Origin of the sequence: Yoonia sp., from assembly GCF_017854565.1 — a bacterium.
GTDB lineage: Bacteria > Pseudomonadota > Alphaproteobacteria > Rhodobacterales > Rhodobacteraceae > Yoonia.
On the sequence record NZ_JAFMHJ010000005.1, the window covers coordinates 61,173 to 85,866 of the forward strand.

Annotated in this window: 20 protein-coding genes; 7 read left to right on the forward strand and 13 right to left on the reverse strand. The window is 59.2% G+C overall.

The features are described from left to right. The 7 genes from ccmB to QZ196_RS04145 form a co-directional block, all read right to left on the reverse strand. Complete coding sequence (ccmB, locus tag QZ196_RS04115; RefSeq protein ID WP_296424202.1) at positions 1–657, reverse strand: heme exporter protein CcmB; 657 nt, start codon at positions 655–657, stop codon at positions 1–3. Continuing rightward, positions 654–1,268 carry a heme ABC exporter ATP-binding protein CcmA gene (gene ccmA / locus QZ196_RS04120; RefSeq protein WP_296424203.1) on the reverse strand — a complete coding sequence of 205 codons (615 nt, stop codon included), beginning with the start codon at positions 1,266–1,268 and terminating at the stop codon, positions 654–656. The genes ccmB and ccmA overlap by 4 nt, the downstream gene beginning before the upstream one ends. Continuing rightward, the gene (locus QZ196_RS04125; RefSeq protein ID WP_296424204.1) at positions 1,269–1,622 is read right to left on the reverse strand and encodes an Mth938-like domain-containing protein; all 354 of its coding nucleotides are present in this window, start codon (positions 1,620–1,622) and stop codon (positions 1,269–1,271) included. 12 nt (positions 1,623–1,634) lie between these two features. Further along, the gene (gene secF, locus QZ196_RS04130) at positions 1,635–2,603 is read right to left on the reverse strand and encodes a protein translocase subunit SecF (protein ID WP_296424206.1); all 969 of its coding nucleotides are present in this window, start codon (positions 2,601–2,603) and stop codon (positions 1,635–1,637) included. Position 2,604: 1 nt separating this feature from the next. Beyond that, positions 2,605–4,266: a protein translocase subunit SecD gene (gene secD / locus QZ196_RS04135; RefSeq protein WP_296424208.1), complete on the reverse strand. Its 1,662-nt coding sequence runs from the start codon at positions 4,264–4,266 to the stop codon at positions 2,605–2,607. A gap of 22 nt (positions 4,267–4,288) precedes the next feature. Continuing rightward, complete coding sequence (gene yajC, locus QZ196_RS04140) at positions 4,289–4,570, reverse strand: preprotein translocase subunit YajC (RefSeq protein WP_296424211.1); 282 nt, start codon at positions 4,568–4,570, stop codon at positions 4,289–4,291. Between the two features lie 242 nt (positions 4,571–4,812). Continuing rightward, positions 4,813–6,012, reverse strand: a complete 1,200-nt coding sequence (locus QZ196_RS04145; protein WP_296424213.1) for an ROK family transcriptional regulator — start codon at positions 6,010–6,012, stop codon at positions 4,813–4,815. Positions 6,013–6,196: 184 nt separating this feature from the next. Here QZ196_RS04145 and QZ196_RS04150 point away from each other — a divergent pair, with 184 nt between their 5' ends. From QZ196_RS04150 to serS, 4 genes are all read left to right on the forward strand, one after another. Next, positions 6,197–7,216, forward strand: coding sequence for a sugar ABC transporter substrate-binding protein (locus tag QZ196_RS04150; protein ID WP_296424214.1), 1,020 nt, complete (start codon positions 6,197–6,199; stop codon positions 7,214–7,216). Positions 7,217–7,324: 108 nt separating this feature from the next. Next, positions 7,325–8,392, forward strand: coding sequence for an ABC transporter permease (locus tag QZ196_RS04155; RefSeq protein ID WP_296424216.1), 1,068 nt, complete (start codon positions 7,325–7,327; stop codon positions 8,390–8,392). Continuing rightward, on the forward strand, positions 8,392–9,162 hold the full coding sequence (locus QZ196_RS04160) for an ATP-binding cassette domain-containing protein (RefSeq protein ID WP_296424218.1): 771 nt from the start codon (positions 8,392–8,394) through the stop codon (positions 9,160–9,162). The genes QZ196_RS04155 and QZ196_RS04160 overlap by 1 nt, the downstream gene beginning before the upstream one ends. Before the next feature lie 233 nt (positions 9,163–9,395). Further along, entirely contained in the window at positions 9,396–10,688 is a 1,293-nt protein-coding gene (gene serS, locus QZ196_RS04165; protein ID WP_296424219.1) for a serine--tRNA ligase, read from the forward strand. Here serS and QZ196_RS04170 read toward each other — a convergent pair. Beyond that, the gene (locus QZ196_RS04170; protein ID WP_296424221.1) at positions 10,676–11,968 is read right to left on the reverse strand and encodes a DUF2235 domain-containing protein; all 1,293 of its coding nucleotides are present in this window, start codon (positions 11,966–11,968) and stop codon (positions 10,676–10,678) included. The genes serS and QZ196_RS04170 overlap by 13 nt on opposite strands. Positions 11,969–12,077: 109 nt before the next feature. Here QZ196_RS04170 and QZ196_RS04175 point away from each other — a divergent pair, with 109 nt between their 5' ends. Continuing rightward, positions 12,078–12,791: a hypothetical protein gene (locus QZ196_RS04175; protein ID WP_296424224.1), complete on the forward strand. Its 714-nt coding sequence runs from the start codon at positions 12,078–12,080 to the stop codon at positions 12,789–12,791. Here QZ196_RS04175 and der read toward each other — a convergent pair. From der to QZ196_RS04190, 3 genes are read right to left on the reverse strand one after another with little or no spacing between them, the layout of a single operon-like run. Beyond that, a complete protein-coding gene (gene der, locus QZ196_RS04180) occupies positions 12,766–14,223 on the reverse strand; it encodes a ribosome biogenesis GTPase Der (protein WP_296424225.1) in 1,458 nt (485 codons plus the stop codon). The two genes, QZ196_RS04175 and der, sit on opposite strands and share 26 nt — an antisense overlap. A 48-nt stretch (positions 14,224–14,271) precedes the next feature. Beyond that, positions 14,272–15,567: a PQQ-binding-like beta-propeller repeat protein gene (locus QZ196_RS04185; protein ID WP_296424227.1), complete on the reverse strand. Its 1,296-nt coding sequence runs from the start codon at positions 15,565–15,567 to the stop codon at positions 14,272–14,274. A gap of 20 nt (positions 15,568–15,587) precedes the next feature. After that, positions 15,588–16,292 (reverse strand): hypothetical protein, encoded by a 705-nt coding sequence (locus tag QZ196_RS04190; RefSeq protein ID WP_296424229.1) that lies wholly within the window; start codon positions 16,290–16,292, stop codon positions 15,588–15,590. 218 nt (positions 16,293–16,510) lie between these two features. Here QZ196_RS04190 and QZ196_RS04195 point away from each other — a divergent pair, with 218 nt between their 5' ends. Both QZ196_RS04195 and QZ196_RS04200 read left to right on the forward strand, forming a co-directional pair. Next, positions 16,511–17,749 (forward strand): efflux RND transporter periplasmic adaptor subunit, encoded by a 1,239-nt coding sequence (locus QZ196_RS04195; RefSeq protein ID WP_296424231.1) that lies wholly within the window; start codon positions 16,511–16,513, stop codon positions 17,747–17,749. Next, the gene (locus QZ196_RS04200) at positions 17,746–21,456 is read left to right on the forward strand and encodes an efflux RND transporter permease subunit (RefSeq protein ID WP_296424233.1); all 3,711 of its coding nucleotides are present in this window, start codon (positions 17,746–17,748) and stop codon (positions 21,454–21,456) included. Before QZ196_RS04195 ends, QZ196_RS04200 begins: the two co-directional genes overlap by 4 nt. 175 nt (positions 21,457–21,631) lie before the next feature. Here QZ196_RS04200 and QZ196_RS04205 read toward each other — a convergent pair whose 3' ends face one another. Both QZ196_RS04205 and QZ196_RS04210 read right to left on the reverse strand, forming a co-directional pair. Then, positions 21,632–23,452 carry an ABC transporter ATP-binding protein/permease gene (locus QZ196_RS04205; RefSeq protein WP_296424235.1) on the reverse strand — a complete coding sequence of 607 codons (1,821 nt, stop codon included), beginning with the start codon at positions 23,450–23,452 and terminating at the stop codon, positions 21,632–21,634. Positions 23,453–23,517: 65 nt separating this feature from the next. Then, the gene (locus QZ196_RS04210) at positions 23,518–24,663 is read right to left on the reverse strand and encodes a LysM peptidoglycan-binding domain-containing protein (RefSeq protein ID WP_296424236.1); all 1,146 of its coding nucleotides are present in this window, start codon (positions 24,661–24,663) and stop codon (positions 23,518–23,520) included. Positions 24,664–24,694 lie beyond the last annotated feature (31 nt).

Genomic DNA, 24,694 nt, shown 5'->3' on the forward strand with positions numbered 1-24,694 from the left:
TCACCGCAGGTTGATGCGCAATGTCGCCGCAGTGGCAAAGGGCAGCAAGGCGAATGTGCCCGCCGTAATCGCGCCCAGCAACAAAAGCGCGCCCGTCGGGTCCAACCCATCGGCGCCGCGCCGCACCGCCTCCGCGCCAAAAATCAACGTGGGAACATAGAGCGGCAACACCAGCAGCGACAACAACAGCCCGCCCCGGCGCAATCCCACCGTCAGCGCCGCACCAAAGGTCCCGATCATCGACAGCGCGGGCGTGCCCAGCAATAGCGAGACCAGCAAATAAACATAAGCCTCCGGTGCGAGGCTCAGCAGAAACCCCAGCGCGGGCGCAGCAATGGTCAGCGGCAACCCCGTGGTGATCCAATGCGCCAGCGCTTTCATCAATGCCGCACCTTCCAATGGCAACGGCGATGTCGCCAGCAACGCCAGGGACCCATCCTCAAAATCCAGCGCAAAAATCCGATCCAGCGACAAAAGCGCCGCCAGCAATGACGCGACCCACAAAATTCCGGGCGCGATACGCGTCAGCACCGCAGTCTCGGGGCCAACTCCAAACGGCACCAGCACCACCACGATCAGAAAAAATGCCAGCCCAAGCCCAAAGCCCCCACCGGCCCGCACCGCCAGCCGCAGATCGCGTAACAGCAGGGCAATCACAGGAACGCCTCGTCAGATCCGCCGCCCACATCGGGCGCCGCCTTGAACGGTGTCAGGTCCAGTTCAGGTGCAGCCAGACCCAGATCAATATGCGTCGCGATCACCGAAATGCCACCCCCCGCCAGATGCGTATTCTGCAACCAATCCGCAAACAGCCTGACCGAAAACCCGTCCAGCGACACGGTCGGCTCATCCAGAAACAGCACTTTGCGACCAATCACACCCAACCGGGCCAGCCCCAATCGGCGCTTTTGTCCCGCCGACAACGTGCCAGCCATGCGGTCGCGCAAATCAACCAGATCAAAGGTCGCAAAAATCCCGTCCGACAGGATCGTACCATGCACATCGGCCCAGAACGCAAGGTTCTCGGTCACGGTCAGCGCGGTTTTGATGCCATCGGCGTGGCTGGCATATGCGCCCTGATCCTGAGGATAATCGGCCGCCCCGGCCAGCGCGGGCTGTAACCCCGCAAGCGTGCGCAGCAGCGTGGTCTTGCCAACCCCATTGGGTCCGCGCAAGATCAGCGCCTGCCCGGCGGCCACGTCAAAACTGACCCCGCTCAGAACCGGGACACCGCCGCGGGCGCAGGTCAGGTTTTGAACCCGCAGCATTCAGACCGGGATCAGGGCAACGGCGACCCGCCGCCCCTCGGACAAAAGCACATTATAGGTGCGACAGGCCGCAGGCGACGCCATTGTTTCCACCCCGATACCCGCATCTTCCAGCGCCTGACGGAAGCCCGCAGGCGGGTGCGCAATCTCGGCCCCGGTGCCGACGAACACCACATCAAGCGTTTCCGCCTGCGCAAGGATCACGTCAATATCGTCAAATCCGCCCCAGGCGGTCACCCCAGATGGGAACACCGCAACCGGCCCATGCACCAGCTTGCCACCAATACGGAAAAATCCGGGGCCGTAGCCGTCAATCGGCACCGAATCGTTATATCTGATCTCGTTCAGGCGCATTGCTGTCCCCCGTCAGCTGTCCAAATGGCCATAGCGTGTGCCCGCGTTGATGTCCTTTTTGGACCAGTCGCGTTTGACCCCCAGCACCAGCAGGATAGCAGAGGCGACAAAGATTGACGAATAGGTCCCGATAACGACGCCCCACATCATCGCAAACACAAACCCCCGGATCACATCACCACCCAGCACGAACAACGCAAAAAGCGCCAGCATTGTGGTGCCCGATGTCATCAACGTCCGGCTCAAGGTTTCGTTGATCGACAAGTTCAGAACCTCTTTCAGGTCCATCTGCTTGTACTTGCGCAGGTTCTCTCGGACCCGGTCAAACACGATCACGGTATCGTTGATCGAATAGCCCACAATGGTCAGCAGCGCCGCGATGATCGCCAGATCGAACTTGATCTGAAGCTCCGAAAAGATGCCGATCGTCAGCAGCACGTCATGCAGCAGCGCCAGCACGGCACCGACGGCAAACTGCCACTCGAACCGCATCCAGACATACAACAAAATCGCGCAGACAGCCAATGAAACAGCCAGAACGGCGGTGTTGATCAGCTCACCGGAAACCTTGGGGCCAACCGATTCGACCGACGGAAACGTGATGGCCGGATCAATGGTTTGCAGCGCGGTCTGGATCGCGTCGATTGTTTCGGTTGCAATCCGCTCGTCGCCCTCCTGTGCCTGAATCCGCACCATGGCCACATGCTGGTTCGCGTCGAATGATGGATCGAACACTTCTGCGATCGACACATCGCCAAGGTTCAGCGGCGCCAGGACATCGCGATAGGCCGCTACATCAACCGGCACCTCCGATTGGGTCCGAATGCTGGTGCCGCCCTGAAAGTCGATGCCATAATTCAGGCCCTGCAACATGAATGACCCAAAGGCCACCACCATCATGACCAGCGATATCCCCAGCCACAGGCGCGAGCGCGCGAAAAAGTCGATCTTGGTATCGTCGCGGACTAATCTCAGGCGCATCTTAAACCTCAATCGTTTTGGGACGGGTGCGCGCGAACCAAATCGCAATCAACGCACGTGTGACGAAAATCGCCGTGAAAACCGATGTGGCGATGCCGAACCCAAGGGTCACGGCAAAACCGCTGACCGGGCCAGAGCCGACAAAGAACAAAATCACCGCCGTCATGAACGTGGTGATATTGGCGTCTACAATCGACGACATCGCCTTTTCATACCCCAGTTCGATCGCGCGCGCCGGCCCTTTGGCCGTCTTCAACTCTTCGCGGATCCGCTCAAAGATGATCACATTGGCGTCGACCGCCATGCCGATGGTCAGCACGATCCCCGCGATCCCCGGCAGCGTCAGCGTGGCCCCCACAATCGATAAAAGGCCAAAGATCAGCCCGACATTGACGGTCAGCGCGATATTGGCAAAAAAGCCAAACAAACCATAACTCAGCACCATGTAAATCAGTACGGCCAGCCCCGCGACGACACAGGCCACCTTGCCCGCGTCGATGCTATCTTGGCCCAACTCCGGGCCAATCGTGCGTTCTTCCAGAAACGTCAGCTCCGCAGGCAATGCGCCCGCGCGCAGCAGCACCGCAAGATTGGTCGCCTCTTCGGTGGTGAAATTGCCGGTGATAATGCCCGACCCGCCCGGAATGTGACTCTGGATCGTGGGGGCCGAAATCACTTTGCTGTCCAACACGATCGCAAACGGCGATCCGATGTTTTCCAGCGTATAGTCGCCGAATTTCCGCGCCGCCGCGGTGTCGAACCGGAACGCCACCGCAGGTCGCCCGTTTTGGTCGAAATCCAGCTGAGCATTCTCAAGGTCTTCGCCCGTCACAACCGGACGCCGCTCAAGGATGTAAAACACCTCCGGCTGCTCTGCGTCAGGCACCAGCATGTTCCCGCTGCCGGGCGATTGCGCGGGGTCGCTCGTGCGGCCCACAACCGGATTGAACGTCAACTGCGCCGTGGTGCCCAATAGCTGAATGATCTCATCCGCAGACCCCACACCGGGCACCTGCACCAAAATCCGCACGGCACCCTGCCGCTGGATCGTTGGCTCACGGGTGCCCACCTCGTCGATCCGGCGGCGGATAATCTCAAGCGATTGCGACATGGTGCGATCATTCATCGCCAGCTTTTCCGCATCACTCAGCGTGATCGTCAGAACTGTGCCGTCAATGCTGACATCAATGTTGCTGGCCCCTGCCCCCGTCAATGTGGTCACCGGACGGCCCAGACCACGCACCAGCTCCAGCGCGCGGGCCGCACCCGCGCTTTCAGAAATCCGCACCCGCAGCGCGGTCACCGGGCTGTCTTCGCGCGTGACAAAACCAACGGTCTGCCGCTCGGCGGCCAGAACATCGCGCACCTCCGGCCAGAACCCTTCGAGGAAAGACGCATGCACGTCCTCAACCTTCACCTCGACCAGCAGATGCGCACCGCCGCGCAGATCAAGACCAAGGTTCACCAGACCCGATGGCAAAAAACGTGGCCACCCCGCTGCCGCCGCGGCCAGCGTCGCGTCACTTTGCCCGGCGTCAATGACCGCCACCGCATCGTTATGCGCCTCAACCCGGCTATAGAACCCATTCGGCAACGCGAACGTCAGGCCAATGATGACCGTCAGCCAGATCATCACCTGCTTGGCAAAAGAGATATTGAGCATTTGATAAGACCCTTCGGCGGGTTTAGGATTTCGCCGGTTCTGTCTTGTTCACAACAGTCACGATCGTCGATTTGACCAGACGGACCTGCACACCGGATGCAATCTCGACCTCCACCTCATTGTCGTCCTTGACCTTGGTGACCTTGCCCATGATGCCGCCTTGGGTGATTACCTGATCGCCGCGACGCAATGCACCCAGCATCTTTTGATGCTCTTTCAGCTTCGTCTGCTGTGGACGGATCAGGAATAAATACATGATGCCGAAGATCAACAGCAGTGGAATAAATGATTGCACGCCCTGCATGGTAGCCCCTTATCTTTATCTATACTGCAGGAAAACCCTGCATAAAAGTCGCGGCACATTAGGTCCCGCCCGGACGAATGGCAACCGCGATCATCCCGGAATAATGGATCGCAACCGCCCCCGTTAGCGCCATATGGGGCCAGCAATTGCCGAAAGCAATTGCGAAGGGCGTAAATGCACCCGTATGGGCGCAATCAAAGCCGGATAATGGCGCGTTCCCTGCCCCGCACAAATCGCAGGCCTCACATGTCGGTTCCACCGATATGCGTATTTAACAGAAACTGCGCACGGATCGGCCCACATGCCGCGCCCAGCGCACGCGCGTTGGCGCCGATGCTGCCCGCTTCGATCTGCGGCGGGATCAGGCCACGGGTGTCTTGCGTCGCCACATAGCGGCGGGTCCGCTCGACCAGTTCATCACGAATTTCAGCCGGAAAGGCCCCGTCGATCAAAACCGCTTCAAAATCTATCACCGAACAGATCGAAAGGCTGGCCTTTGCCAATTCCTGTGCCGTCTGGCCAAGCCACGGATCGACATAGCGCGGCAGCTCCATCCAACATCGCGGATTTTCCCACAGTTGACGCGGATCGATATCCACCTCCAACAGACGCGCCTCAAGCTGATGAATGGACGCCATATCAATCAGTTGCATACTTTCGCCATTGGGGCCGATACTGCGCAATGACCCCAGCGCACCGGCGTTACCCTGTCGCCCCTCGAACACTGAATTGTTCAAGACGACCCCGCCCCCGATGAACGCCCCAATGAAGAAATAGGCGTAATCGCGAAACTCTTTGCCGCGCCCGTAAGTGTGTTCTGCCTGACAGGCCGCCGTCGCGTCATTCAGAACCTGCACCGGCAAATCGGAAAACTGCTTGATCTCGATCGCGATATCCAGATCTTTCCAGGACAAGAAATTCTGCGCTGGCGCACCGTCCAGATCGTGCCAGTTCCACAGCTCGAACGGGGCGGCAACACCGATGCCGCAAATCCGCGCGATATCGCGTGCCGCCATGCTGGCCGTCATCTGATCCATGCTGTCTTTTAGAAACGCCAGCACCGCCGTCGGGATCGGATAGTCATAGGTCATCTTGCATTGATCGTGGATACCGCCGGTGAAATCCATCAACACCAAATCCGCCGACCTGCGCCCGATTTTCAGGCCAAATGACGAAACCCCGCACGGATCAAGACGCATCGGTATCGACGGCTTGCCAACCTTGCCGCGTACCGGGGCGCCGCGCACCAGCAACCCGTCGGCTTCAAGGCGGCGCAATATCCCCGACACCGTCGGCGCCGACAAGCCCGCAAGCCGCGCAAGGTCACTGCCCGGCAGCGCGCCGTGCCGCTGGACAAGCGACAGCAGCAGGCGCTCGTTGTGGTCGCGCACACCTTTTTGACTCAGCCCTGTGCTGATTGATCTGACTAACCGGTTATCCATCCCGCACTACCTAGCCGCCTCCTCGCCTGTAATACATAGGCGAACTTAATTAATTAGGAAAGTTAATTAATTAATTGACAGCCGCCCCCGAATCGCAGTTCCATATCGCCAAGCGGCAGGCTGTAGCTGGCCGTTGCATTGTTGGGACAAAGACCCCGACCCACGGATTATCTGGGAGGATATCATGAAGAAACTGCTTATCGGGACTGCGCTTGCAGCCATCACAACCGCTGGCATGGCGATGGCTGAAAGCCATGCACCATCGGCGTGCTTGATCACGAAAACCGACACCAACCCCTTCTTCGTCAAGATGCGCGAAGGCGCCGAAGCCGCAGCCGAGGCCGCTGGTATTACACTCCGCTCCTACGCCGGACGGGTCGATGGCGACCATGAAACACAGGTTGCAGCGATTGAAACATGCATCGCCGACGGTGCATCCGGCATCCTGCTGACCGCATCGGACACATCGTCCATCGTCAGCGCCGTCTCCCAGGCCCGCGAGGCGGGCCTTTTGGTCATCGCCCTGGACACACCGCTTGATCCGATTGACGCCGCCGACGCCACATTCGCCACCGACAACTTCCTTGCCGGTGAGCTGATCGGTCAGTGGGCCGCAGCCAAGCTGGGCGATGACGCTGCAAACGCACGCATCGCGATGCTGGACCTTGCCGTTAGCCAGCCGACCGTCGGCGTGCTGCGCGATCAGGGTTTCTTGCAGGGCTTTGGCATTGAACTTGGCGACCCAAACAAATGGGGCGACGAAGATGACTCCCGCATCGTCGGCCACGACGTCACAGCCGGCAACGAAGAGGGTGGCCGCAAGGCGATGGAAAACCTTCTCGCTGTCGATCCGATGATCAACGTGGTCTACACCATCAACGAGCCCGCAGCCGCCGGTGCCTACGAGGCACTCAAAGCGATCGGCCGTGAAAATGACGTTCTGATCGTATCCGTCGACGGCGGTTGCCCCGGCATTCAGAACATCGCGGATGGCGTGATTGGTGCGACGTCGCAGCAGTATCCGCTGCGCATGGCCGCATTGGGTATCGAAGCCATCGCCGCCTATGCCGCTGACGGTTCCTTGCCGGAAAACACCCCCGGCAAGAGCTTCTTCGACACAGGCGTCGCACTGGTCACTGACCAGCCTGTCGATGGCGTGACCAGCATCTCGGTCGCCGAAGGCACTGACCTCTGCTGGGGCTGATCACCCTCGCCTGATCGCTCACATCATCAGATCGGGGCGGGTTTTTCCCGCCCCTTTGCTAAAATCTGGTAACGTGATCCAATCCGTACAATCCAAGGGGAACGCCAAATGTCCGGCAATGCTGACGACTTTGAAGCCATCGTAAAGTCCAAGAACACCGAAGCCGTTGCCGCGTTCGCCGCACATAAAAAGGGCTTCATACCCCGCCTGCAACACGCGCTGCACGTCCAGCCCGCGCTCGTCCCGCTGTTTGTTCTCTTGGCGTCGATTACCGTCTTCGGGCTGTTGCTGGGCAGCAAATTCTTCTCGCCCTTCGCCCTGACGCTCATCCTGCAACAGGTCCAGATCGTCGGCATCGTCGCCGCCGCCCAAAGCCTCGTGATCATGACCGCCGGCATTGACCTGTCGGTCGGCGCAATCATGGTGCTGTCATCGGTGGTTATGGGGCAATTCACCTTCCGCTACGGCATGCCCGTCGAAATCGCGATTGTCTGCGGCTTGCTCGTCGGCATGTTCTGCGGCTTTATCAACGGCTGGCTGATTGCCGTCATGAAACTGCCGCCCTTCATTGTCACGCTCGGCATGTGGCAAATCGTGCTTGCCACGAATTTCCTCTACTCCGCCAATGAAACCATCCGCGCCCAGGAGATCGAGGCAAACGCCCCCCTGCTGCAACTCTTCGCCACCAAATTCACCGTTGGCGGGGCCGTATTCACCGTCGGCGTCGTCTTCATGGTCGCGCTGATGCTGTTTCTGGCCTACGTTCTCAAACAAACGGCATGGGGCCGCCACGTCTACGCGGTGGGCGATGACCCAGAGGCGGCACAGCTGTCAGGTGTCAACGTCAAGGGCGTGCTGATTTCGGTCTATGTTCTGTCCGGCCTGATTTGCGCCTTCGCGGGCTGGGCCTTGATTGGACGGATCGGTTCCGTCTCGCCAACCTCCGGGCAACTGGCCAATATCGAAAGCATCACAGCCGTTGTGATCGGTGGCATCTCGCTGTTTGGCGGGCGTGGCTCGATCTTGGGCGCACTGTTCGGCGCGCTGATCGTGGGCGTGTTTACGCTGGGCCTGCGCCTTGCCGGGGCCGACGCACAATGGACGTTCTTGTTGATCGGCGCACTTATCATCGGCGCTGTCGCCGTGGACCAATGGATCAGAAAGGTATCGGCATAATGGAACCCATTCTCAAAGGGCGCGGCCTTGTCAAACGTTACGGCAAAGTCACCGCACTGGACTACTGTGATTTTGATCTGTATCCGGGCGAAATTCTGGCTGTTATCGGCGACAACGGTGCCGGTAAATCCTCCCTGATCAAGGCCGTGTCGGGCGCTGTCATCGCCGACGAAGGCGATGTGTTCCTCGAAGGTAAAAAGGTCAATTTCACCTCCCCCACCGACGCCCGCAAGGAAGGTATCGAAACCGTCTACCAAACGCTCGCCATGTCCCCCGCGCTGTCGATTGCCGACAATATGTTCATGGGCCGCGAGCTGCGCAAACCGGGATTTCGCGGCAAATTCCTGCGCCAGCTGGACCGTCCCCGGATGGAACAATTGGCCCGTGACAAACTGACCGAACTCGGGCTGATGACCATTCAGAACATCAATCAGGCCGTCGAAACCCTTTCGGGTGGTCAGCGTCAGGGTGTCGCCGTGGCCCGTGCCGCCGCTTTCGGCTCCAAGGTGATCATCCTCGACGAACCGACCGCCGCTCTGGGCGTCAAGGAATCCCGCCGTGTGCTGGAACTGATCCTTGATGTCCGCTCGCGGGGGATTCCGATCATCCTGATCAGCCACAACATGCCCCATGTGTTCGAGGTCGCAGACCGCATCCACGTCCACCGCCTTGGCAAACGTCTGTGTGTGATCGACCCCAAAGACTATACCATGTCCGATGCCGTCGCCTTCATGACCGGCGCAAAAGAGGCACCGGCGCTGGCCGTCTGAACCGCGCGGACCATCGCCGCACGGTGTACGTACGCGCTATGTACGCGGTCTGTACGCAATCAAGCTGTGGAAAAGCGACGGTTCCGGCGCGGTACGGCCATGTTTGCAGGGGCGATCCTAACGCTTTGTCACCGCACCGCGCGCGCCCGGACGGCCGCCCATTTTCCGGTTCACTTGCCCCGCACAATCGGGCATATCTGCGCCCACTTGAAACGCCGATAAGGACCGATCCCATGCACGATATCCGCGCCATCCGTGACGACCCCACCGCCTTTGATGCGGCCCTGTCGCGTCGTGGGATCGCGCCCATGTCCCCGCAAATTCTGGCCATGGACGAAGCGCGCCGCGCAAAAATTCTTGCCGCCGAAACCGCTCAGGCCGAAGCCAACAAGGCCGCCAGGGAAGTGGGCGCCGCCAAGGCCGGCGGCGACGATGCAGAATTCGAACGCCTGCGCGCCTTAGTTGCTGAAAAGAAAGCGGAAATCGCCCGCCTCAATGACGAAGCCAAGGCACAGGATGCGGCCCTGAACGATCTCTTGTTGGCTATTCCCAACCTGCCCGACCCCACAATTCCCGATGGTGCAGACGAAACTGATAATGTCGAATTGCATCGCCACGGCACCCCGCGCGCTTTCAGCTTCACCCCGGTCGAGCATTTCGAGATCGCAGGCATCCGCCCCGGCATGGATTTTGAAACCGCAGCAAAGCTCTCGGGCAGCCGCTTTGTGCTGCTGTCCGGCGCCGTGGCCCGCCTGCACCGCGCATTGGCGCAATTCATGCTCGACGTGCATGTCGAAGACCACGGGCTGACGGAAACCATCACGCCCGTTCTGGTGCGCGAAGAAATGATGTACGGCACCGGCCAATTGCCCAAATTCGGCGAAGACAGCTACCAGACAACAAACGGCTGGTGGCTTATCCCGACGGCGGAAGTAACATTGACAAATATCGTTAATGGCTTGACTTTAGACGAAAATAACCTGCCTTTGCGCTATGTCGCCCATACGCTATGTTTCCGCTCCGAAGCTGGATCAGCCGGGCGCGACACCTCTGGCATGTTGCGCCAGCACCAGTTCGAAAAGGTCGAAATGGTCAGCGTGACGCGGCCCGAAGACAGCGCCGCCGAACATGACGCAATGACCAGACGCGCCGAGGCGATCCTCGATAAATTGGGCCTGCCCTATCGGACCGTCGTGCTTTGCACCGGCGATCTTGGTGCCGGGATGCGCAAGACCCACGATATCGAGGTCTGGCTCCCCGGTCAGAACGCCTACCGCGAGATCAGTTCGGTCTCGGTTGCAGGTGATTATCAGGCGCGGCGCATGAATGCGCGCTACAAACCCACCGAAGGCGGCAAACCCGCGTTTGTGCACACGCTCAACGGCTCCGGCCTCGCGGTTGGCCGGACTTTGATTGCCGTCGTCGAGAATGGACAGGCGCAGGATGGATCGGTCGATTTGCCCGCCGCGCTGCACCCCTATCTGCGCGGCAAAACGCGGATTTCGGCAGCCGGTCAGATGATCTGACGTAAGGTGGGTTTTAACCCACCGTGCGCCGCCGCGTCGCGTGGCGGTTCCCAGCCACGCGGCCGCAAGGTCCCATCAACCTCATGCGTCCCCCCCCCATCCCGCGCAACAAGCCAGTCACGCAGTGCAGCAATTTCACTGGCGGGTTTGTCGCGCAAATCATCAAGAACAAAGTTCAACGTCTGTGGCCGATACGACGGATCATGCTGAACCCGGTCAAGCGCCGCCACCGACAGGTTTTCCAGCTCTTTTGGACCATCACGGTGGGCTTTGATCGTGTTCAGAAATGCCCCCGATAGACCGACAGGCCCGAATTTATTGATCAAAGGGTCTTTGTGCGGCGCGAAACGTCCTGCGACGCGGTCGAACTCCTCCCAAGATATCGCCAGACCGGCCCGTTCGGCGCCCTGTGTAATCCAATGCAGCGCGACCGACGACAGCCCCTCGCGCGATCCGCCACCGCCAACCGATCCGTGGTTGCCGGGAAACCATTGCTGCGCATAGGGCTGCACCTGATCGTCGGGGGTATCGGCATTCAGCTTGTCCAGATTGCCCCACGGCGCCGCAGGAAACGTGATCCGCTGCTCATCAATTGCCATGGCATGCCGGGCAGCAGTCACAGATGAGCTCAGGTCAGCATCATGGAAAACGTACTGCATATTGAAACGGTCCGAATAGGGTAAAAAGGCTGGTATTCCCAATGCCTTCACCGTGTCCCAAATGCCCAAATACGCCAGTGTCAGCCGAATGGCCCGCGTATCCTGCCGGTCGATACGCCATTTGAAATCTTTCCCGCTTGTCGCTGTGTCAGGCGCAAATTCTTCACGGAACTGATAGCTGGACGGGTCCTCGGGGTGGGTTGACGGATCACGGCTGATATAGCGCGCCATCGCCTCGGGGATGCGCCCGACAAAGCGGCGCGGCGGAATCCCGCAGCAGCGGATCAACCCCGCCAGTGACCGGGCCGCAAAACCGCCCCGCGAAAATCCGAAAATATAGATCTCATCACCGGGTTCATAGGCAAAGATCAAATTGCGATAGGCCTCCTCAATGATATCGGTCAGCCCCCAGCCAAGCGCACCACCGAACAGACGGTCCAGCCTCCGGTTCAACCAATTGTTGCCCCGCCCGCACCCAACGCCCGGACAATAGATCACCTCCTGGACGTTACCATCGACATCATTGGGCAAGATACAGCGCGACAGGCGAACCACATTGGTCGGATTTGCGGCATCAGGCCGATTCCATGTCCCGTCGATGCAGATAGCAATGCGCTTCATATAAAACCCCCTTGAAATAACGCTATGGTGGTCCACAGAAGCCGCGCAGACAAGTCTGCTTTTCCAGACTCTGTGTTGATCTTTGCCACGTCGTGCTAAATCAATCGGTATGAATATTTCACGCGCAGCCTTTACCCTTCTTTTCACAGTCACATTTGTCGTGTCCCCCGCCCTGACCGATCCGTTCAGCGGGTTCCGGGCCGACCAATTGCCCGTCCCACAGATCAATCCCCCGGTTCAGCCAGCGGGTTATGCCTTTGCGATTTGGGGGCTGATTTACGGGTGGCTCGTGGTTTCCGCGCTATTCGGCATCTGGAAACGTGGCGCTGACCCCGGATGGGACAAGGCCCGCGTGCCGCTTATCATCAGTCTGGCAGCGGGGACACCATGGCTGGCCGTCGCCAACGCCAGCGCGGTTTGGGCAACGGTGCTGATCTTTGTCATGGCCATCAGTGCCGTCGCGGCACTCTTGCGTGCGCCCGCTGCCGACCGCTGGCTGTTGGCTGTGCCGGTCGGCATTTATGCGGGCTGGTTGACGGCGGCATCGTTTGTATCACTGGGCAGTACGGCGGCTGGATATGGGATCATCACAGGCGCGCTTGGGTGGGCCTATATCGGGATCAGCGGCGCACTGTTGATGGCTGTTTTCGTCATCTGGCAAAGCCGTTCGCGGGCCTACGGCCTGACTGTGATTTGGGCCCTGATTGGCATCATCATCGCAAATGGCACCGCGCAAATCGGGGTCAGCGGTCTGGCGGCTGCCGGGATCATCGCGGTGCTGGGACTAAGCCTGCGACCTAACGGTCCGACGGTCCCTTCTTGAGGTGCTTTGACAGGCGCGACGGCTGCGAGGACTTTTTGTCCTTGTACGGGTTTTTATCCCCCTGATCGCGCAGATACAGCCTGATCGGTGTGCCGGGCATATCAAAATCTTGCCGCAACCCGTTGACCAAATAGCGTTTATAGCTTTCTGGCATCAAATCCGGGTGTGATGTCATCACAACAAACGCAGGCGGACGCGTTTTAACCTGCGTCGCATAGCGCATCTTGATCCGCTTGCCGCCCGGTGCGGGTGGTGGGTGCTGCTCGAGCATACCGATCAGCCAACGGTTCAGTTGGGCCGTCGTCACACGGCGGTTCCACACGCCATGCGCCCGCATGATTGCCTGCTGCAAACGATCCAGACCCTTGCCGGTCTTGGCCGATACGGTGACCAAAGGCGCGCCCCGCAGCTGCGGCAACAGGCGTTCAAACGATTCGCGTAGTTCTTTGAGCTTGTCCTGCTTGTCGTCCTCGGTATCCCATTTATTGACGGCAATTACGACCGCGCGGCCTTCGCGCTCTGCCAGGTCGGCGATGCGCAGGTCCTGCTGTTCAAACGGGATTTCAACATCAAGAAGAACAACCACGACTTCGGCAAATTTAACAGCCCGCAGGCCATCCGATACCGACAGCTTTTCAAGCTTTTCCTGCACCTTGGCTTTTCTGCGCATACCTGCCGTGTCGAAAATCCGCATCGGCACGCCATCCCAGACCTGCTTGACGGAAATCGCATCGCGGGTGATCCCGGCCTCGGGTCCAGTCAAAAGACGCTCTTCGCCGATGATCTTATTAATCAGCGTGGACTTACCGGCATTGGGGCGGCCCACAACGGCGATTTGCAGAGGCTTGGACAGGGTCGGGATACGCGGCGCGTCTTCATCATCGTCGCCGACATCAACGTCGACTTCGGGCGCGTCCAGTGCTGCGCGTTCTTCGTGTTCGATCGCAATGGGGCGCAGCACATCCATCAGCTCGCCCATGCCTTCACCGTGTTCGGCGGACATGCGGATCGGCTCACCCAGACCCAAGGCATAGGCCTCAAGGATCGTGGCATCGGCCGCTTTGCCCTCGCCTTTGTTGGCCGCCAGAATGACATTGGCATTTTTCTTGCGCAGGATATCGGCAAACACTTGATCGGCAGGCAGAACCCCGACACGTGCGTCAATCATAAACAGGCACACATCGGCCATTTCCACCGCGCGTTCGGTCAGGCGGCGCATGCGCCCCTGTAAACTGTCATCGGTCGCCTCTTCCAGGCCCGCCGAATCGATGACGGTAAACCGAATGTCAGCCAGCCGCCCCTCGCCTTCGCGCAGGTCACGCGTGACCCCGGGCTGGTCATCGACCAACGCCAGTTTTTTGCCAACCAGACGGTTGAACAGCGTGGATTTGCCCACATTGGGACGCCCCACAATGGCAAGGGTAAAGGTCATCAAACGGCTCCTGACGGATTTGAAATCCGCCAATACACCAATTATCGCCTAACGGAAAGCGTGCAATTGCCCGGTCTTGCTGACCACATACAACGTTTGGCCCGCAACAACAGGGTTTGAGGCGGCGCCACCGGGGATATCCAGTGTCGCCAGCGCCGCGCCAGATGCCGGATCAAACTGTCGGATTAAACCGTCGGACGATGCCACAATCAGACGACCACCGGCCAAAACCGGGCCGCGATGGGCGAAAACCGCCTTTCGACGCGCGCTGGGTTTGTCGCCGAAGACCGGCAGGGCCACCCGCCAAACAGGAACGCCCGTGTCGGCATTCAGCCGCACAAGCTCGTTCAGGTCGTTGATCAAGAACACTGCGTCACCAACCGGCCATACCGGGCTGACCGCACCTTCGGAGGCCGTCCACAACCGTTCGCCATTAATGATATCAAGCGCGACGACACGCCCGCCGAGATTACCGACATACACGCGGTTGCCGTCAATGACAGGATCGCCCCCGATATCAGTCACAAGCGATACCGCACGGCCCAACCGGTCACCGGACACCACGCTGGACCAACGGCGCAGGCCGCCCTCGGGAAATGTGGCGACAACTTCGCCGGATGGGAAGGGAAATATCACAAGGTCATCCGATGCAGCTGGCGCGGCACTGCTCGCGAAATTTGCGGTCGATGGCGTGCCGGTTTGCTGCCAGCGCATACGGCCCGTGGTAATCTCCAGCGCCCAGGCAGTGCTGTCGCGGGCCACAACATAAACCAAATCGCCAAGCACCGTTGGCGCGGCAATCGCTGGCGCATCAAGGCCTTGCACCCACACAACCCGGCCCGATGCCGCATCCAGTGCCGTGATTTCACCAAAGCCGGTGGTCACATAGACCTGCCCGCTGCTGACCGATACCCCGCCGCCAGAGGCATCATTTTGGTTGTCCCGGCGCGGTGTAATATCGCGCGACCACAGCAACTGACCGGCTGTCGTCGTCGCCGTTACGGTGGCACGGGCGTCCAAAGTGTAGATCACACCGCCCGCCACAACAGGGTCGGCAGTGATGCGGGCGCGGCGGCTGTCACCATCGCCAATTTCAGCCACAAAAGCGGGCTGCAATGTCGCGCCAAGGGCGGGATGCGTGATTTGGTGGGTCGGCCCACCGTTGCGATGTGTCCAGTCGGCGTTCGCACGCGCGGCAGGCAAATCGATCGCGCGGACTTCGTTCACCATCACCGGCCGATCACGCAGATCAAAGCGGTCGCCGGGCAGGATCACGTCTTTTTCGCCGCAGGCCGCTAACAGGCTAAACAGGCAAGTCGAAACGATGAAAATTCTGGCTGTCAAAATCCGGTCCAATCCGACTGTTATTGCGTAACGGGCTCAGGCAGCGGCTCGCCCAATGCCACCATCAATGTTTGTGCCCGCTCTCGCAAGCCGCGTGACACGGCCGCGTCCTCTTCGATCCGACGCAGTGTTACGATGGCCGCATCTGTATCGCCCATTTCCAAAAGCGCATAGGCCATCTGTTCTAACGCCAGAAGATGATACGGTTGACCGGGTTGCGCGAGCTGTTCCAGCGCGGCCAGACGACCGGCGGAATCATCAGTCGGCAGCAGCGCCGCCTTGAACGTTGCAATATCACGGTACATTTGTGGAATATCACCATTTGCAGCCAGCGCATTGAGCGTTGCAGCCGCACCGGCGTTGTCACCGGCTTCTTGCTGCGTCGCTGCAGTCAAAAGACCCGTGACCGCAACTGCGGACCCGGCCGCATCCACTTGCGCAATCGCGTCTGCGCGCGCCGCGAGATCATCTTGGTTAAGTGCTGCAAGCAACGCATCGCCAGTCGCTTCGGCCGCGGCACGGGTCTGGGCCGTGCGATATTCATTGAATGCCGCCCCACCCACAAGCGCCACAACAGCGACCGCCGCAATCCAGCCATACCGCTGCAGGTAGCCAAACAGCTTTTCGCGCCGCACTTCCTCTGTGACTTCCTCGATGAAACTGTCCGAGTTGCTCATTTTGGCCCCCAATACTCGCAGGATGCGAAACGCTATCAGCGCGTTCATATCGCGAAGCTTGCCTGATGGACAAGGCCCCTGCGGCCCTTTGGCTGTAAGCCCCATGCGGCGACGCAGAAAAGTGAACTTGCGGCACTGCCGCAAATTGTATAATCTGAACTGAGCAGTTTAGTTAGTGGCTGATCCGTTTAGCTGGTTGCAACGTAAAAATGAGTATCTATGTCAATCGGCATCACATCGGTGTGATTCCCTCAAAAGGCCGTGTTATGAAAATCATTCCTGTGATCACCGCAATTTTGGTGTCAGCATTCCTTTATCTGCTGGTTTTCGAACGCGACAGCCTGTTGGACTTCGCGCAATCATCCTCGCCAGCAGATGATACCGTGGCGTCGCTCGAAGCCGCAGTAGTGGACCAAGATGCTCCCACATCGGGCGGCGTCGGTGTTGTCGCGATCCACTCTGTCTCGCAGAGAATTGAGAGCGCCGTGATTTTGCGTGGCCGCACCGAGGCTGCCCGTCAGGTGACCGTCGCTGCGGAAACATCCGGTCTGATGATTTCCGAGCCACTGCGCAAGGGCGGATACGTCAATGCAGGTGAACAGCTTTGCCAACTTGACCCCGGCGCACGGCAGGCACAACTGGCCGAAACCAAAGCCCGGCTGGCCGAAGCACGGGGCCGCGTCCCCGAGGCACAAGCCAGCGTCACCGAAGCGCTTGCGCGGGTCCGCGAGGCAGAAATCAACCTGAACGTTGCGCGGCAATTGTCGCAGGATGGATACGCCTCTGAAACCCGGCTGGTCAGCGCGCAGGCCGCAATGGATTCTGCATCCGCTGGCGTGCAACGCGCCAATTCCGCCGTGTCGTCTGCACAAGCCGGGATCGAGGCAGCACAGGCCGCCGTGGCCACCGCAGAACGTCAGATTGATCAGCTTTCGATTGTGGCGCCCTTTGCTGGCCTGCTGGAAACCGACACAGCAGAGCTTGGCTCGCTGATGCAGCCCGGCAGCCCCTGTGCGACGATCATTCAACTGAACCCCATCAAACTGGTGGGCTACGTGCCTGAAACGGACGTCAGCAAGGTCAGCCTGGGCGCAATCGCCGGTGCCCGTCTGGCGACTGGCGTGCAGGTGCAAGGCCAGGTGACGTTCCTGTCGCGCAGTGCAGATGAGCTGACCCGCACGTTCCGCGTCGAAGTGACCGTCGCGAATGATGACATGTCGATCAGCGACGGGCAAACAGCGGAAATCGTCGTCGCCTCAGAGGGGCGCACAGCACATCTGATCGCGCAGTCCACGCTGACGTTGGACGACGACGGCGTATTGGGTGTGCGGACCATCGACGCAGACAATATCGCGACGTTCATGCCCGTCACACTGCTGCGCGACACAGCGCAGGGCGTTTGGGTGTCCGATCTTCCAGAAATGGTGGATATCATCACAATCGGCCAGGAATTTGTCATAGACGGCGTGCGTGTCGCGCCCACGTATCAAGAGGCCAAGGGATGACCGGATTAGTTGACTGGGCCGCTTCTCGGGCCCGGATGGTACTGGCGTTTATCGCCCTCTCGCTTTTGGCGGGGGGCATGGCCTATGTCAGCCTTCCCAAAGAGGGCGAGCCGGACATCGAAATCCCTGCGATTTTCGTGTCGGTCCCCTTCCCGGGCATTTCAGCCGAGGACAGCGAGACATTGCTGGTCAAGCCGATGGAAACAGAACTGTCCGATCTGGATGGTCTGAAATCTATGTCTTCGACCGCCGCCGAAGGCTACGCCGGGGTCGCGCTTGAATTCGAATTCGGCTGGGACAAGACCAAGATTCTCGCTGACATCCGCTCGGCTATGAACAACGCCGAAGGGCAGTTTCCCAATGGGGCTGACCAATATTCTATCAACGAAATCAACTTTTCCGAATTCCCAATCATCATCGTCAACCTGACTGGCGACGTCCCCGAACGCACTCTGATCCGCGTCGCCAAGGAGTTGCAGGATCGCATTGAAGGTATTGATGCGGTATTGGAGGCCGGTCTGGCCGGTCAGCGCGATGAGATGCTGGAAGTCGTGATCGATCCCTTGCGGCTTGAGGCGTACAACGTCACCGCAGGCGAGCTGATCGGCGTGGTCACCAACAATAACCTGCTGATTGCTGCGGGCGAAGTAGAGACAGCACAAGGTACGTTCTCGGTCAAGATTCCGTCATCATTCAATGAACCACAAGACGTCTATAGCCTGCCGGTGAAGACCAACGGCGACCGTGTCATTACACTGGGCGATCTGGCCACGATCCGCCTGACATTCGAGGACCGCGCCGGGACCGCGCGCTTTAACGGGGTGAACACAGTCGCCCTGCAAGTGGTCAAACGCAAAGGTTACAACCTGATCGACACGACCGCTTTGGTCAAAGATGTCGTTGAACAAGAACGCGCCAGCTGGTCGCCAGAGTTGCAGGCCGCCATTCAGGTTGGCACATCCAACGACCAGTCGCGCAACGTGGCCTCGATGGTCAGCCAGTTGGAAGGCTCGGTTCTGACGGCGATTGCACTGGTGATGATCGTTGTGCTTGCAGCACTTGGGACGCGGCCCGCCTTGCTGGTCGGTTTTGCGATCCCGACGTCATTCTTGCTGTGCTTTGCATTGCTCGCCGTCATGGAGATCACAATTTCGAATATTGTCATGTTCGGCCTGATCCTTGCCGTTGGGATGTTGGTGGATGGCGCCATTGTCGTCGTTGAATATGCCGACAAGCGAATCCGCGAAGGCTCTGGGCCGATGCACGCCTATACAGAAGCTGCAAAGCGGATGTTCTGGCCGATCATTTCATCCACCGCGACCACGCTTTGCGCGTTTCTGCCAATGCTGTTCTGGCCCGGTGTGCCGGGGCAATTCATGGGCATGCTGCCTGTCACGCTGATCTTCGTGCTGTGCGCATCGCTTGTCGTCGCGCTGATCTATCTGCCGGTCATGGGCGGTGTGACAGGCCGGATGAGCCGGGTATTCGGCAACACATCGGACTTTTTGCGTGCCCATTTGCCATGGGCGGTGCGCGCCGTGCTTGTAGTACCGGCGATTATGATTGTTTTTGCCGGTGCTATGCTGACGCTGAACCCCGGCTATCTGACGGGCGATGCCGTGCAAACCGATGGTTTGATCGCGTCACTGCCCGGTATGATTTTGTTCCTTGCGGGTGCAATGCTCCTGTCGATTTCCATCGGCGCGGCCACGGTCGAGCGTAAGGCGACACAGATTACGGCGGGCTATCGCCGTACAGTTTTCGGGCGCGTGATCCATTTCATTACCGGCAATCCGATCATGCCCTTGGTATCGGTGGCGGGTGTCGTGTTTTTGGTGGTCTCGATATTCGGCTATTATGGCGCCAACAACAATGGTGTTGAGTTCTTTGTCGAATCCGAACCCGAGCAGGCGATTGTTTACGTGCAGGCGCGCGGCAACCTGTCACTGCAGGAAAAGGATGCGCTTGTCCGTCAGGCCGAGCTTGTCGTTTTGGCCCACCCCGGTGTGATAACTGCCTTTTCGTTTGCCGGTGACGGCGGCCTGAATACCGATGCAAGCGGGACCAGCACGCCCGGTGACACAATCGGGCAAATCCAACTGGAAACGATCCCATGGGAAGAGCGTGCAGGCATTGCCGAACTCGACGGAGATCTTGTGATTGCTCAGATTCAGGCCGAGCTGAACAAAATCCCCGGAATCCGTACTGAAATTTTGGCGCAAGCACGTGGCCCCGCATCCGCCAAGCCGGTGCATTTACGCCTGAAAAGTGACAATTGGGACGAATTGCTGGCCGCGACGGCGACCGTGCGCAACCACTTTGAACAGACCGCAGGTTTGATCACTATCGAGGATTCGCTGCCCTTGCCCGGTATCGACTGGCAGATCGACGTCGATGTCGAAAAGGCTGGCCGCTATGGCGCAAACGTGGCCGCAGTCGGTGCGATGGTGCAGTTGGTGACCCGCGGCATTCTGCTTGATACCATGCGCGTTGACAGTTCGGACGAGGAAATTGAAATCCGGGTGCGCCTGCCCGAGAAGGACCGCGTCTTGTCTACGTTGGACAGTCTGCGGGTGCGCACGTCATCGGGATTGATCCCGCTCTCGAACTTCATTTCGCGTACGCCTGTAGAAAAGCTCGCACAGATCGACCGGATTGATCAAAAGCGCTACTTCGATGTGAAGGCTGGCGTGGAGGCAAATATCGTTGGACTGACAGATACTGACAGCGGCAACACTCTGGCCGTGCTGCGTGAAGTTACGACACCGACAGATGAACAGACGCTGATGATCGGCGACACCGCCTATCTGATCGTTTCCCTGACCGACGGTGTGTCGCGTGACGACGTGCTGGCACACGATAGCAAAGATACCGCGACAATTGCACCCATTAACGCAAACGAGCGGATCGAAATGCTGACCGCGTGGTTGAACACCGCCCCCCTGCCCGCGTCGATTGATTGGGAATGGACTGGCGACCAAGAGGACCAGGCCGAATCGGGCGCCTTCCTGATGAAGGCATTTGCCGGTGCGTTGGGCCTGATGTTCATCATCCTGTTGGCGCAGTTTAACAGCTTTTATAACGCGATCCTTGTTTTGATGGCTGTGATCATGTCCACAGCCGGGTCGCTGGTTGGTATGCTGGTTATGGATCAGGCGTTCTCGATCATCATGACGGGCACCGGGATCGTGGCGCTTGCCGGGATCGTGGTGAACAACAATATCATCCTGATCGACACCTATCAGGAATACAGCCAGTATATGCCAAGATCAGAGGCGATCACCCGTACCGCCGAGGATCGCATACGCCCCGTGCTGCTGACCACTATCACCACGATGGCCGGTCTGGCCCCGATGATGTTCGGCCTCAGCCTTGATTTCATGAACGGCGGCTTCTCCGTTGACAGCCCGACGGCGCTTTGGTGGAAACAACTGGCGACAGCCGTGGTCTTTGGCCTTGGCATTGCAACGATCCTGACACTGATCTTTACACCATCCATGCTGGCGCTTCGGGTCTGGTTCGTGACCTACGTGCAGTGGTTCGCACAGCTTTTGGCAAAGCTGTCCATGGGCCGTAGCAGCCGCGCCGCGCGCGATTGGGCGCTGCAACGGCAGGCCCGCCGGATCAAAATGCCAGAGTTCATCTGGACAGAGGACAATGCGCTGCCACCGTTGCAATTGAAGACACCGTTGCAGGCGGCAGAGTAACCGACCAATGGATCGCGCAGTTGTGCTCTGTCCGCAATCCGGGGCGACGGGCAACGCGCCAAGATGGTTTTAGTGGAGTGTCTTATCGCACCTACGCGAAGGCCCGGTACAAACACCGCACATTAAAGTCCGGGCCAAAGCAAGCTGCGTGATGATCACCCGACGCGGGCACCGCTCAGACCGTTTCCTCTTCGGACTGGCGGTTCCACAGATGCGCATAGCGCCCTTCGCTGGCCAGCAGATCATCATGCTTGCCCTCTTCTATGATCACGCCATTTTCCAGCACCACGATCCGGTCGGCATCGGCAATGGTAGAAAGCCGATGCGCAATCGTGATCACGGTGCGCCCCTCGCCCATCGCCTTGAGTTCGGCCTGAATTTCGCGCTCGGTCTGCGTATCCAGCGCGCTGGTCGCTTCGTCCAGCAACAAGATCGGCGGGTTTTTCAGCAGCGTCCGGGCAATCCCGACCCGCTGTTTTTCCCCACCTGACAACTTTAACCCGCGCTCGCCGACCGTGGTGCTGTAACCGTCTGGCAAGCTGACGATGAAGTCGTGGATCTTGGCGGCCTTTGCTGCCGCGATGATATCCGCCTCGGTCGCATCAGGGCGGCCATAGGCGATGTTGTAATGCACGGTGTCGTTGAACAGCACCGTATCCTGCGGCACCACCCCAATTTGGGCATGCAGGCTTTCCTGAGTCACATCGCGGACATCTTGCCCATCAATCCGCAAGGCGCCGCCGCTGACATCATAAAAGCGAAACAGCAGCCGCCCGATCGTAGATTTCCCAGACCCCGATGAGCCAACGATCGCCACGGTCTGGCCCGGCTCCACCTTTAGGTTGATCCCCTTCAGGATCGGACGTGCCGCGTCATAGCCAAAGGCCACATTGTCCAGCGTGACCTGACCACCCGTGACCTGCAACCCGGTCGCATTGGGTTTGTCCATCACCTCTGCGGGCTGGCCCAGAAGGTCAAACATGTCACCCATGTCGATCAGCGCCTGCCGAATTTCGCGGTAGACGGTGCCTAGGAAATTAAGCGGCATCGTAATCTGGATCATATAGGCATTGACCATCACAAAATCGCCGACCGTCAAGTCACCGCGCTGCACGCCCATCGCGGCCATCACCATCACCGCGACCAAACCGCCCGTGATCAAGAGAGACTGGCCGAAGTTCAGAAATGCCAATGAATAATTCGTGCGAATCGCGGCATTTTCATATTGTGCCATCGCGCTGTCATAGCGGTCGGCCTCCCACTTTTCAGCGCCGAAATATTTGACGGTCTCAAAGTTCAACAGACTGTCGATCGCCTTTTGGTTGGCGTCCGTGTCCTGATCGTTCATCTCCTTGCGGATTTTCACGCGCCATTCTGTCACGGTGAACGTGAACCAGACATACAGCCCGATGGTCAGCACAACGGTGGCCAGATACCAAACATCAAAAAGGAAGAACAAGATGACCGAGATCATCGCCAGTTCAAGAACGAGCGGACCCATTGAGAACAACAAGAACCGCAGCAGAAAATCGACGCCTTTCACACCGCGCTCGATCACGCGGCTCAGCCCGCCGGTCTTGCGGGTGATGTGATATCGCATGGACAGGCGGTGGATGTGGGTAAATGTCTCAAGCGCCAGTTGCCGCAGGGCGCGCTGGCCCACGCGGGTAAATACCACATCGCGCAGTTGCTGAAACGCGACAGTCGCAAGCCGGGCCAAGCCATAGGCAAGTGTCAAACCAACCGCGCCCAGACCCAGCACCGTCGCCGCTGACGCACCGTCGGGGGCCAACGCATCGACGGCCTGTTTGTAAAAGATCGGCGTGCCGACAGCGATTACTTTGGACAGCAACAGCACGGCAAGCGCGATAACGACGCGCCGTTTGACCCATGTCTGCCCTTCGGGCCACAAATAGGGCACAACGCGCTGGATGACGGTCCAGCCCTGCACTTTGGTATTTTCAAGATTAGCATCTGTCTTGGCAAGGCGGCGCATTTATGTCTCCGGGTAACGGCCCCTTTAATTAGGGTGCCGACCCGCAGATGACCAGACCCGGCGTGTTATTGCGTTTGTGTCGGAATACGAAAAATCTGGCCTGGATAGATCAGATCAGGGTCCTTGATCAAATCGCGGTTCGCCTCGAACACCTCAACATAGAAAACGCCGCTGCCCATGTTTTCCTGCGCAATCGCCCAAAGCGTTGCCCCCGGCTGCACTGTTTTGACAGCGACTTCGAAACCGTCAAGGGATGTTTCCTCGGCCAGCACGGCCGCAACATCGCCCGCCTCCTCGCGTTTGAACGGCGTCTCAATGCGGGACACAACGGTGCCGTCGGTGTCCACCTCATCAATGCGCAACGTGTAAACGCCGGTATCGACGCCCGGCAAATCAACGCGCCAATCGCCACCTTGCTGGACAGGTGACGTTGTGATCGGTCGGTTATCAAGATAAATGCGCACCGCTCCGTTTGCCGTCGCGCGCCCCGAAAGCAAAACCTCACCCGCAGGATCATAGGTGATTGCATCAAGCGCTACATTTGCCGCAACCCGGGGCGCAGATGACCCTGATTGGATCACACGGATACCGTCGGCATCCGCCTGCAGAACCATGGGCGCAACAGGGGCAGCCGGCGCAAGGCCGATGGCCGCATCGACATCCGGCGATATCGGCGGTGCAGGCGCGGTCACAATGGGCTCTGTTGTCGCGGCGGCCTGAAGCGGCGCAATTATCGCGCCCCCCGGCGCCCCTGCCTGCGCCACAACGATCGGCGCAACCATATAACTGGTGTCCGAAGCGACCGCCGCGCCATCAGGGTCACCCAAAAGCGACAGCCGGCGCGGCTCTTGCGATGGGCCCGCAAGCGGGAAAGCCACAAAGCTGCCAGATCCGTTCGCCGTTACACGATCAATCGCCTCACCTGCCAAAATAATATCGACCACCTGCCCCGGCTTGGCGCGCCCCGCAATCACCATCACGCCATTGGGTTCTACACGAAACGTATCAAACTGCGGCCCGACCACTGGGGCCGGTTCTGGCACCGTTGGTGCCTGGGTCACGATGATGGGCGCTGGCTCCAACACCGCAGTCAGGGCCGTTGGGGCCGGTTTGGAAGGCGGCAGGAACATCAAGACCGCAAGGCCAAGACAAACCGCACATAATGCGCCCAGGGCAATCCGCCCGACGTTCGATTTCGCTTCTTCAGACACGTTTCGTCCCCTTTGCGGCACCGTATGCGGT

What these genes read in the sequence shown, in the direction of transcription:
- secF (WP_296424206.1), bottom strand. Translation starts at nt 2,603, where the DNA reads ATGCGCCTGAGATTAGTCCGCGACGATACCAAGATCGACTTTTTCGCG.
- serS (WP_296424219.1), top strand. Translation starts at nt 9,396, where the DNA reads ATGCACGATATCCGCGCCATCCGTGACGACCCCACCGCCTTTGATGCG.
- QZ196_RS04195 (WP_296424231.1), top strand. Translation starts at nt 16,511, where the DNA reads ATGAAAATCATTCCTGTGATCACCGCAATTTTGGTGTCAGCATTCCTT.
- QZ196_RS04160 (WP_296424218.1), top strand. Translation starts at nt 8,392, where the DNA reads ATGGAACCCATTCTCAAAGGGCGCGGCCTTGTCAAACGTTACGGCAAA.
- QZ196_RS04125 (WP_296424204.1), bottom strand. Translation starts at nt 1,622, where the DNA reads ATGCGCCTGAACGAGATCAGATATAACGATTCGGTGCCGATTGACGGC.
- secD (WP_296424208.1), bottom strand. Translation starts at nt 4,266, where the DNA reads ATGCTCAATATCTCTTTTGCCAAGCAGGTGATGATCTGGCTGACGGTC.
- yajC (WP_296424211.1), bottom strand. Translation starts at nt 4,570, where the DNA reads ATGCAGGGCGTGCAATCATTTATTCCACTGCTGTTGATCTTCGGCATC.
- der (WP_296424225.1), bottom strand. Translation starts at nt 14,223, where the DNA reads ATGACCTTTACCCTTGCCATTGTGGGGCGTCCCAATGTGGGCAAATCC.
- QZ196_RS04170 (WP_296424221.1), bottom strand. Translation starts at nt 11,968, where the DNA reads ATGAAGCGCATTGCTATCTGCATCGACGGGACATGGAATCGGCCTGAT.
- QZ196_RS04150 (WP_296424214.1), top strand. Translation starts at nt 6,197, where the DNA reads ATGAAGAAACTGCTTATCGGGACTGCGCTTGCAGCCATCACAACCGCT.
- QZ196_RS04200 (WP_296424233.1), top strand. Translation starts at nt 17,746, where the DNA reads ATGACCGGATTAGTTGACTGGGCCGCTTCTCGGGCCCGGATGGTACTG.
- ccmA (WP_296424203.1), bottom strand. Translation starts at nt 1,268, where the DNA reads ATGCTGCGGGTTCAAAACCTGACCTGCGCCCGCGGCGGTGTCCCGGTT.
- QZ196_RS04205 (WP_296424235.1), bottom strand. Translation starts at nt 23,452, where the DNA reads ATGCGCCGCCTTGCCAAGACAGATGCTAATCTTGAAAATACCAAAGTG.
- QZ196_RS04190 (WP_296424229.1), bottom strand. Translation starts at nt 16,292, where the DNA reads ATGAACGCGCTGATAGCGTTTCGCATCCTGCGAGTATTGGGGGCCAAA.
- QZ196_RS04175 (WP_296424224.1), top strand. Translation starts at nt 12,078, where the DNA reads ATGAATATTTCACGCGCAGCCTTTACCCTTCTTTTCACAGTCACATTT.
- QZ196_RS04145 (WP_296424213.1), bottom strand. Translation starts at nt 6,012, where the DNA reads ATGGATAACCGGTTAGTCAGATCAATCAGCACAGGGCTGAGTCAAAAA.
- QZ196_RS04155 (WP_296424216.1), top strand. Translation starts at nt 7,325, where the DNA reads ATGTCCGGCAATGCTGACGACTTTGAAGCCATCGTAAAGTCCAAGAAC.